Source organism: Riemerella anatipestifer (assembly GCF_009663465.1).
Classification (GTDB): domain Bacteria; phylum Bacteroidota; class Bacteroidia; order Flavobacteriales; family Weeksellaceae; genus Riemerella; species Riemerella anatipestifer_C.
The window spans coordinates 523-10,511 of record NZ_QXHU01000013.1; the positions used below are offsets into that span (position 1 = coordinate 523).

The window sequence follows — 9,989 nt, forward strand, 5'->3', positions numbered from 1 at the left end:
GTATTGGTTTTCCAAAAAAGGAGGGGAATATACCTGGTTCTTTTAAGTAAGGGTAAAGCATTGGAAAAGAACCAAGTATATTTGGAGGAGGAGGGGCAATAGGGTTAAAAAAAAGAAATGAATTGCTCTGAAAGTTCAAAGAAATAGAATGAATTTGACTGAAAGTAGCAAGAAATGAATTTTTTTTAACTCTATGCCCTAAGCGTTAGGGATAGGAGCATTTGTTTAAAATCCTTTTTTATGAGAATACAACAAAAAAATTCCTTATAAATTTCTCAATAAAAAAGATTGAGTGCGGATAGCCCGACCGTAGGTAACGCCAATAGTTCCTTTTTTATCTTCATTGGACTTTTACTTTTTATAAACATACACAATACTCCCTTTAGGTATAAAGCTAGTGGTAAACTGTGGGTTCGCAAATTTTAATAAGGCATAATCAAACTGTCTTGCTAATTCTTCAAACGAAGTATTTTTATTAGTCTTAATCATTTTTAAGTCCAAAAAGCTGTATTTGAAATACATTGCCTTTATATTATGCTCTTTATAGAAGTTGAACATATAATTTACTGCTATAAAGCTCGGCACATAGGCTTGGGTTTCTTTAGGTAAATAGGGTCTTACTTTCCAATAATTTCTACTCCCTGCTCTTTTAATGGCTTTTCTTACATTTCCTGCACCACAATTATATGCGGATATAGCCAAATTCCAATCCCCCAGTTCTTTATATAAAATTTTCAAATATCTTACTGCTGCATCTGTATTTCCAACAGGGTCATAAAATATATCTATGTAGTCATTTTTATTTATCCCCATTTCTTTACCAGTTGTGGGCATAAATTGCCACAATCCTTTAGCTCCAGCCCACGACCCTGCACGAGGGTTTAAATTGGATTCTACCACCGCCAAATATTTCAGTTCTAATGGAAGTCCATACTGAGCTAATTTACTTTCAAATAGTGGGAAATAATAGGCAGATAATCCTATTATTTTACCGAACCATCTATATGAAAGGTATTTTTTAGCGTAGGCATAAGTAATTTCGTTATAATCAATATTAAGATTAGTGTTTTCATTAAGAAAGTTAAATCTATCTTTAAAAGTATCTAATTTAAGGTCTTCTACAATATCGTGTTGCCCCTCTCCAAGACTATTGATATAGTTTTGGTCTACATTTAGAAATGTCTCTGCACTTGTATTATTTTTTTGTGAGAATAAAAGGGTATTTAAAGAGATTATTGCGATAAGAGTTGTAATTTTTTTCATATTGATTATAAAATAAAAAAAGAGAAAGAATTTTTGTTGAAATGTGGGAAACTCCGAAGGGTAAGTTTTCCATATTTCAATAAAAACAAATTTTTGTTAAAATGTGGGAAACTCCGGAGGGTAAGTTTTCCATATTTTAATAAAAACGAAACTTTGTTAAAATGTGGGAAACTCCGGAGGGCAAGTTTTCCATATTTTAATAAAGTCAAGAACATTTATTACTAAACTTATCCCAATTATAAAGTAAAAAACCTATTACTGCAAAAATTATAATCCACGCTCCTATCCCAATCCCAATCCTAGAGTTTTGGTCTTTTTCTTCTTTTTCTTTCTCCTGAGCTTTTATCATTTCTACGATTACTCTTTCTGAAACATTATTTTGTTTTAGATAAATAATATCTTTAGCTTCTTCAACTTTAAATTGAGTATCGCTTTCAGAAATTATTTGATATATCAAATTATCACTCATACCTTTTGTATTTGACAGAGTAATGATTGATTCATTTGTTAGAGTTTTAACCTTTTTATCTGTTCCACAAGAAACTGTGGAAAAGAATAAAACTAATATTAAAAGCGTTTTTCTCATAATATTTATTATTTTTTGTTAAAGACAATACGGTTCTTTACCAAGTCAACCAACCAAACAATAAACAAACATATAGCAAGTCCCAATACTATGTCTAAAGCTATCAAATATTTTCTTTGTTTTTCTTCTTCATTCTGTGCTTTTTTCATTTCTACGATTACTTTATCCGAAACATTATTTTGTTTTAGATAAATAATATCTTTAGTTTCTACTTTAAATTGAGTATCTCTTACCGAAATGAACTGACATATCAAGTTATCACTCACACCTGTCTTGGCTAAATCAATGATTGATTGATTTGTTAAAGATGCTTTGTCCTCTTTATCTGTTCCACAAGAAACTGCGGAAAAGAATAAAACTAATATTAAAAGTATTTTTTTCATTTCTACTCTTCTTTTTTTTCATCATCTCCTGTTAACTCTTTTATTTGAGTAGTCATACTTGACATTGCAATTAACAAGTTCTCGTGTGCCTTTTTTAAGGCTGAATATTCTTTTAAAAGAATATTTAGTTCTCTTTTTTTAAACATAAAAGAAGACATTTCTGTTGAACTTATTTCTCCAGCTTCTTTTTTTTCTTGAATAAAAAATCTGCTATCCTCAGGGATTGTTAAGTTTCTAAATCCTGCTTTCATTTCCTCAGTCCACTCTGTGGTATTTTCTAGATATTCAAACCTCTGTTTTAGCCACCTTTCTAGGGCATATAAGGTTTCCTGAAGCATTGATTGAATACCACACTGTTCTTTTTGCTCCTCGTAAGTTGCTCCTAAGTAACCAGCAGGTCGCATTGATTTCATAAATCCTATTATTTCTTGTAGAGAAATAATTATCATTTCTTCATAAATTTTGCCTATTTCTTGCATCATCTTATTTTACCATTTTATCTATTATCTCGAACTCTCTTCTTATATGCTCATTCATATAAGCGTTATACCCTCCAAGTGAAGGATTATTCTTAAGAAGTTTATTCAAAAATTTTTTGTGTGCTTTTTTGTAATACCCATCAGATAATTTATTAGAAAATAATATAAAAGATATAAGTCCCATTACTGCAAATACGAGAAGCACCCAAATTTGCATAGGGTCATTTTTAAATATTGGCTTATCTAAAATTAGATAACAACAAAAAATAACAAATAAAGAGTAAAGTCCTATTAGTATTCTTGCAATCAAAATAGATATAGGCTTATTTTTCTTCTCCCAGTTTTTAGAGATAATATTTGTAGCATAAAAAACCTCTTCTTCGGTTGCAATCGGTTTTTTTAATATTTCCTGAAGAACTAAGTTCATTTTATTTATATCTCTATCTTTAGAAATATTAGATTTTTCAATAAAACCATTTACAAAAGTTTCTGCTTCTTCATTAATTTGTTTTATAGCTCTGTTGTTCAGTTCTTCTAGATAATCTATATCTTCTTTTCTAACTTTTTTCATTTTCATTTTTGTTATCTTTTTTTATTTTTTTGCGGATAATATGAATAAGGTTTACCGTATAAAAAAGTTCTTCTTTAGTCGCACTTGGGTTTTTTAACACTTGGTTCAATTCCAAGTTTATTTTATTGAAATCTCCATCTGTGGAGATATTAAATTTTTCAATAAAATTTTTAACAAAGGCTTTTGCTTCTTTGTCAATATGCTCTATTTTCTCGTTGTTTGTTTCCATTTTTATTTTCTATACATTACTACTTTATGAACCAATGGTTACTCTTATTATTTGATTTTAAAACTACATATATCCAAAAAAGTACAAAACATATTATCGGGAAAAATACGGCAGTAACATATTACTGTAAAAAATACAGTAATTATTCCCACAATTATACTAATCCCAAAGTTTTTGGATACTTCTTTTTCTAGTTCTTCTTTCTCTCGAGCTTTTTTCATTTTACTTTTTGTTTTCTTCCATTTCTTTATAGGCTCTTATTAAGAACTCCAATTTTTTGCTTTTTTGTTCTTGTAAATGAGCTTTATATCCTACAAGTGAAGGGTTGCTTTCAACTAACTTATCTAGGAATTTTTTACGCTTATATTCATAGAACTTATCATTGAATTTAGCATTTATTTTCATTAGAATGATAGTTATAAACATTAAATTTACTGAAATGAAAATAGGGGTAAGAGAATTGTCATTTAAAGACATAGTTTTAATGAAAAAAATTACAAATAATATAATCAATAGTAAATTCACTATACATTTAACCAAAATAAATATAGGGCTATTTTTTATCTCCCAGTATTTAGAAATTATATCCGCAGAAAAAAACATTTCTTTTTCTGTCGCTATTTCATTTTTTAACACTTGATGCAATTCCAAGTTTATTTTATCGAAATCTCCCTCTGTGGAGATATTAAATTTTTCAATGAAATTTTTAACAAAGGCTTTTGCTTCTTTGTTCATTTCGTTGTTTGTTTCCATTTTTATTTTCTATCTTCTTTGTTTTTTGAGCCAAGGGTTACTTTTCTTAGATAATACTTAAAATCAATATGGAAATAATGAATATTTGTCATTGTAATAGAGTATTGATGATAGCATAAAAGATAGCATAAATAACGCCAAAAAATTTAAAATCATAAATGAAGAATTATCCCTTTCACTTTCTTTCATTTTCACGATAATTTTACTTGAGACATTACCTTGTCTCAATATTTCAATATCCTCTTTATCTAAGGAAAAGTCCGTGAAACTTTTTTCAATGATGGAAACAATCTTTTCTTCTTTTTCTCCCTTTTCTACCCACTCCAAAATAGTATAATTATCTATTCTATCCTGATTTACATATTTAAAATTTAAATATAACATTCCTGCTATTCCTATTACTAAAGTTATTGTTAGAACTGGTTTAATTAAATTATACATAACACTTTATTTTTTTATTTATTTTCTATACATTACTACTTTATGAACCAAAGGCTTTTGCTTCTTTGTCAATATGCTCTATTTTCTCGTTGTTTGTTTCCATTTAATTTAGTAAATTATTTTTCCGAATAACAAAGAACAAATGTAAATTGCTACAATGAATGTTAGAAAAAATAAAGCTATCCAAAAAAACACCTTTCATAATCTGTGATAAAATCCTCATAATTGGGTTTTCAAATTGCTTATAATATTTCATTTGATTGATTACTTTATCTGAAACATTATTTTCTTTCAGATAAATAATATCTTCCACTTCATCTACTTTAAATTGGGTAGGGTTTTCCGAAATTATTTCGCAAATTATATCATCACTCATACCTTTTGTCTTTGATAGAGTGATAATAGTTTCGTTGGTTACAACCTTTTTCTGATTTTTTTCCGTGCAAGAAGTAAATACCAATAAAAGTCCAAGAAGATAAATCGTTTTTTTCATAATATATTACTTTTAAAAATTAACTACCGCAAAGATATGTATTTATTTTGCAAATACAAAATGTAAATACAAAATAAATACATTTTATGGTTTATCAAAAGGATTGTCTTTTTTAACATCATCATAAACACCAGTATAGGGAGGTATCTTTTTAAAATATTTTATACCATAAAATTGGGATTTTTCTAAGACCATTACCTCTAAAGCATTGGTTAGGTTTCTTTGCTCTTTTTCAGCAATCTTTTCAAGTAAAAATATTGTTTTTTCCGAAAAACGAAAAGTTTTTGTTTTTTTATTTTCCATAATACTATACAAATTTGGACTACAAAAATATGTATTTATTTTGTAAATACGAAATGTATTTGCTTTGTATTTATTTTTTCTTATCTTTGCAATAGTAATCAAAAAAAGAAAAATCATTATGAAAAAGTTTATTTATTTATTCTCAGCATCATTTTTAATTAGTGGTTTTATTTCTTGTGCTAATAGAGATGATGAAAAGACCTCTGATGGTTCAAGACTAAAAGAAAATGTTTGGTATTTAAGAAAAGTAACTACCCAAACAGAGAAAACAGCTTTTACAGAAAAATCTATAACTCATAGAATTGTAGAGGGTGCAGAAAAAAAATCTAATGTAAAAATCAATCCTGATAACTCTGTTAGAATAGAATTTTACACAGATACCAATACCCTAACATTTGGTACTGGGGAATACTTCTCATCATTAAATAAAATATATATTTACGGAGAAAAAGTAAATGATACTTATGAGGTATCTTTTAACAAAGACACCCTAAATCTTACCTTGCGAGATTTATATTTAACTGAAAATAAAACAATCTACAAATATGTAAAGTAATTAAAAAGACCTCTAGTTTTAGAGGTCTTTTTAATTTACTGCACGACTAAAGTCTCACTTACATACTCACTCCAAACATCGTCATTGTCCTTTACTCGGACTTTTATTTCGTGAGTTCCTGTTTTGAAAATATGATTGATACTATTTTCTGTCGTTTTTATGAGAATATTGTTTATTATAAACTCATACTCTACAATCGCTCCTCCTATCGCTTTATCTATGTCCTCAGAGCCACTAGCATCTAATTTATAGTTTTTAGTTCTACTATCTATTAACGCTGTTTTTAAGTTAGCTTTGGGTGGGCGATTTTCTTTGAATTCTATTCTAAATTTGAAAGTGTTTCTTTTATCAAAAATACTCGTGGAACTTACAATAAATTCTTGAATTCCTGCCTTGCTACTTCTAAATGCACAATTGATGTCCTCGTTCGCCGAAGCTGACACATACTCTGTTGTATATAGGTTGTTATTAACAAAGATACTATTCTCAGGGTCTGAGGTTAATATTTTTAGCTCTGTCAAAGTATTGATTTTATCAACTACTTTTAAGATGACAGGGTAGGAAGAATTGTTACTCGAGCTGTAAACTTTAGCACTATCAACAATAGGCTCAAAAGGAGCTTCTTCCCAATTAACGGACTTTGAGTTAAAGTATAAGAAGCTAGGAGCTTGGTCTAAATCTGTCAGCTCTCTCACTTTGTCATCGCAGGAAACTAATCCTGCGATAACTAGAGTGATTATAGAAAAATTTAATATGGATTTTTTCATTACTTCTTGATGATTTTAGTATTTATTATACTTTTTTTATTTTCGTTGTGTATCACGACAACATAAGTGCCTTGCGGAGCATTTATCATCGGATTGTAAAAAGTTCTGGAGTTATGTACCCCATCTACTAACCAACTTTCACTAAATAAAGAAACTCCTTTTAAATCGAAGATTCTCATTGTGATTCTATCTCCAGTAGTTGCACCATTTGTAATAACTTTAAAAAAGCTCTTAAATGGGTTTGGAGTAATAATATATTCCTCTTTTGCAGGAGCGGTTAATGTAGGTTTTATTTCTTCTACATTATCTACTGGCTTCACGAGTATAGGATACTCGTATTCAAATAAAAATCTTTCTTCCGTATTTTTATTAGTTAATTCTAACTTTACAATAAACTCTCCAGCCTGATTGAAAAAGTGGTTTCCTGAGATAGTAGAATTCTCAAACCCATCTCCATAATACCATTTTTCAGAATAGAGATTATTATCCGAATTGGCATCAAAAATGATGCTTTCGTGTTGGTTAAGTATAACCTTTTGTTCTCCATTATCCTTACTTATTCTTTCAGTTTTGTTATGTGTAATTACCACTTTTGGCAACACATAAATATAAGTAGAGCTTTGGGCTGTACAAGTCCCATTAGATATTTCTAGGGTATAAGTTCCTTGATTATAAATTTGGGCATCTTTTGTTAATACATAATTAACAACCTGCCCATTGTTATATCCCTCTTGTGGATACAATGGCATTCCATTAAATAAAACCCTCCACCTATCATACCCTTTGGCATTTATCTTAAAGTCTATGGTTTCTCCTTGCTGAATAGTCTTTTTGGAAGTTTGGAATTCTTGAACGACTGGAGTAGGATTGACTTTAAATGTAATTTGTTTTAAAGCTGATTGACAACCTTTCTCATTTATTGCTCTAACATATAAAACATAATTACCTGCCATTAAACTATTCGTTTTAAATCGCTCGTTCATTGTTCCTGTAAGATAGATTTTATCTACAAGAATAGAACCTTTAGAATCCAAGAACCATTGATAAGAGGTTGCCCCTCCTGTAGAACCAATAGCAATATCTATCATATTTCCGTAACAATATTCGCCCTCGTTTCCTATGATATTAAGCTCCGAAGGACTTTCATTAACCGTAAAGGTTACGGATTGCATTTCAGAGTTGCAGATTAAATTGGTTGAATAGTAGTATAGGGTGTATGTTCCTGCTTTATAATTTTGGGCAGGAATTTTTACTGAAGCTCCATCATTTGAGATAAATTGAGCGTCTAATGGGTTAAGCCCATTAGCATCAGTAAACCATTTGAAAGTTTTTGTTGTTTGGTTTAAAAGTTCAAATGTGATGAGTTCATTTTGACAGAATATTTTTTCTCCTATTAAAGTGGTTCTATTTGGAACCTCTTTAACTGAAAAAGTAACTTTAAATGGTTCTGTTTTACACCCACTAGAAGATTTCGCTATTACATAATAGGTGTATGTGCCTACTTCTAAATCTGCTGTTGGAATGGTTAGTTTATAATTTGCCGTTCCTGACACAAATTTAGGGTCTGCCACCAATGAAGACTGATAATCTTTGTACCATTCAAACATTGTTGAATTGGTCGCCGAAGCCTCAAAAACAGCGTCCTTTCCTTTACAAATTACCGCATTATTGTTGGTTACTGTTAGAGAATGTGGGGCTTCAAGGACTGTAAAATTGACAGCAGTAAGCTCTGACTGACAGCCCTCTGCATTACTCACTTTGTAATAAAGTGTATTAACTCCAGTATTGAAATTCTCTCCTTTGATAACTATTCTATTTCCGTTATCAAATATATATTCAGAAGCATATTTATTAGTTCCAATACTGTTTGTAAACCATTCAATCGTCCACCTATTTGGATTGTCTAATTTTATTGTTTTTTCTTCTGACTTACATAAGTTGAAGTTATTTTCATTAACAGCAACTGGAGTAACTCCTTTTAGAATATTGAAACTAAAAGTTTCAACATCTGAAATACACCCATTCGCATTATATCCAACCACATAAATAGAATGGTATCCTACTTCCCATTTTGAAGGATTTACGGTAAGGACATTCTTAGTATTTCCTGTAATATAATCCTCTATCACTTCTTTAGTTAAAGTAATATCGGTAAACCATTTATATTCAGTTATATTTCTGCCGTTTGCGACATAAATTTCATCTTTTATCCCTTGACAATAAGCTGAGTTGTTTGGGTTCGTTAATTTCGTAATGCTAAGATTAGCAGGACGAGTGTTTATAACGATTGTTACGGCTTGACTATCTGAATAACAGCCTTGTGAATTAACTGCTCTTACATAATAAGTTCTTGTAAAAGAGGTTCTAGACTTGAAAGATAGGCTTCCATTTTCATCTACCATTGTATTATCCAATATAGTGGAATTGGCAAAGTTAGATGCCGTAGCCCATTGATAAGTTAGGTCTTCGCCTATGGCGATTGGCGTTACCAAAATATCATCTCCTACGCAATATTTAGTTTCCCCCTCTAAAGTAAGATTTTTAGGAGCAGGATTTACGGTAAAGGATACAGGAATAATATCACTCGAGCAACCTGTTCCATTAGAAGCCACTAAATAAACAGTGGTTTCTTTGCCAAGCACATAATCTGAACTATTAGGCTTGTAACTTGCCCCATTAAATAGAAGTCCTGTTCCATTACTAAATTTATACCAAGAGTAGTTGGTGGCATTAGGGCTACCTGCTAAAAACTCTATCGCATCTCCCTCACAGAATGTTTTTCCTGCATTGGTAACTTGAACATTGCTAACGCCTTGGTTCACTGTAAAAGTTACGGATTGTGGAGCGGAGTAACAATTACCCTGTTTTGCCCTTACATAATAGGTGTATGTACCTATGGTTTTTTGAATAAAACTAAGATTACCACTTTCATCTACGAAGTTCTTATCAAGAATAGATGTAAAGTTAGCATTTCTGCTCCATTCATAAGTAAGCTCAGAGCCTACGGCAGAGGGCTGAATAAAAATTCTCTCTGTATTACAATAGGTGGGTTTTACACCCTCTAATTGTAAATTGGTTGGAGTTGGGTTTACCGTAAAATTAATTTCTATTGGGGCAACCCCACACCCTCCTGCATTATTGACTAATAAATATAATCTATTTGCT

14 protein-coding genes are annotated in these 9,989 nt (G+C 30.3%); 1 reads left to right on the plus strand and 13 read right to left on the minus strand.

Annotated features, from left to right (window positions below; all coding sequences use genetic code 11):
* Nucleotides 1-351: 351 nt before the first annotated feature.
* From D1003_RS10825 to D1003_RS10875, 11 genes are all read right to left on the minus strand, one after another.
* Nucleotides 352-1,263 (minus strand): lytic transglycosylase domain-containing protein, encoded by a 912-nt coding sequence (locus tag D1003_RS10825; RefSeq protein WP_153937003.1) that lies wholly within the window; start codon nt 1,261-1,263, stop codon nt 352-354.
* Between the two features lie 205 nt (nt 1,264-1,468).
* Nucleotides 1,469-1,849 (minus strand): hypothetical protein, encoded by a 381-nt coding sequence (locus D1003_RS10830; protein WP_153937004.1) that lies wholly within the window; start codon nt 1,847-1,849, stop codon nt 1,469-1,471.
* An 8-nt stretch (nt 1,850-1,857) separates the two neighbouring features.
* A complete protein-coding gene (locus tag D1003_RS10835; RefSeq protein WP_153937005.1) occupies nt 1,858-2,232 on the minus strand; it encodes a hypothetical protein in 375 nt (124 codons plus the stop codon).
* 2 nt (nt 2,233-2,234) lie between these two features.
* Nucleotides 2,235-2,714, minus strand: coding sequence for a hypothetical protein (locus D1003_RS10840; protein WP_153937006.1), 480 nt, complete (start codon nt 2,712-2,714; stop codon nt 2,235-2,237).
* A gap of 1 nt (nt 2,715) precedes the next feature.
* Complete coding sequence (locus D1003_RS10845; protein WP_153937007.1) at nt 2,716-3,282, minus strand: hypothetical protein; 567 nt, start codon at nt 3,280-3,282, stop codon at nt 2,716-2,718.
* Nucleotides 3,269-3,511, minus strand: a complete 243-nt coding sequence (locus D1003_RS10850) for a hypothetical protein (RefSeq protein ID WP_153937008.1) — start codon at nt 3,509-3,511, stop codon at nt 3,269-3,271. Before D1003_RS10850 ends, D1003_RS10845 begins: the two co-directional genes overlap by 14 nt.
* 47 nt (nt 3,512-3,558) lie before the next feature.
* Nucleotides 3,559-3,732 carry a hypothetical protein gene (locus tag D1003_RS10855; protein WP_153937009.1) on the minus strand — a complete coding sequence of 58 codons (174 nt, stop codon included), beginning with the start codon at nt 3,730-3,732 and terminating at the stop codon, nt 3,559-3,561.
* 1 nt (nt 3,733) lies between these two features.
* Complete coding sequence (locus D1003_RS10860; protein WP_153937010.1) at nt 3,734-4,264, minus strand: hypothetical protein; 531 nt, start codon at nt 4,262-4,264, stop codon at nt 3,734-3,736.
* 63 nt (nt 4,265-4,327) lie between these two features.
* Nucleotides 4,328-4,705 carry a hypothetical protein gene (locus D1003_RS10865; protein WP_153937011.1) on the minus strand — a complete coding sequence of 126 codons (378 nt, stop codon included), beginning with the start codon at nt 4,703-4,705 and terminating at the stop codon, nt 4,328-4,330.
* 103 nt (nt 4,706-4,808) lie between these two features.
* Nucleotides 4,809-5,198 carry a hypothetical protein gene (locus D1003_RS10870; protein WP_153937012.1) on the minus strand — a complete coding sequence of 130 codons (390 nt, stop codon included), beginning with the start codon at nt 5,196-5,198 and terminating at the stop codon, nt 4,809-4,811.
* An 84-nt stretch (nt 5,199-5,282) separates the two neighbouring features.
* On the minus strand, nt 5,283-5,501 hold the full coding sequence (locus D1003_RS10875) for a hypothetical protein (RefSeq protein ID WP_153937013.1): 219 nt from the start codon (nt 5,499-5,501) through the stop codon (nt 5,283-5,285).
* A gap of 118 nt (nt 5,502-5,619) precedes the next feature.
* Here D1003_RS10875 and D1003_RS10880 point away from each other — a divergent pair, with 118 nt between their 5' ends.
* Nucleotides 5,620-6,057, plus strand: coding sequence for a hypothetical protein (locus D1003_RS10880; protein WP_153937014.1), 438 nt, complete (start codon nt 5,620-5,622; stop codon nt 6,055-6,057).
* Nucleotides 6,058-6,092: 35 nt separating this feature from the next.
* On the opposite strand, the gene D1003_RS10885 is transcribed toward D1003_RS10880, so the two are convergent.
* Both D1003_RS10885 and D1003_RS10890 read right to left on the minus strand, forming a co-directional pair.
* On the minus strand, nt 6,093-6,824 hold the full coding sequence (locus D1003_RS10885) for a hypothetical protein (protein ID WP_153937015.1): 732 nt from the start codon (nt 6,822-6,824) through the stop codon (nt 6,093-6,095).
* Nucleotides 6,824-9,989: T9SS type A sorting domain-containing protein (locus D1003_RS10890; protein ID WP_221410929.1), on the minus strand; the 3,166-nt coding region annotated here is incomplete at its 5' end. The genes D1003_RS10885 and D1003_RS10890, both read right to left, overlap by 1 nt.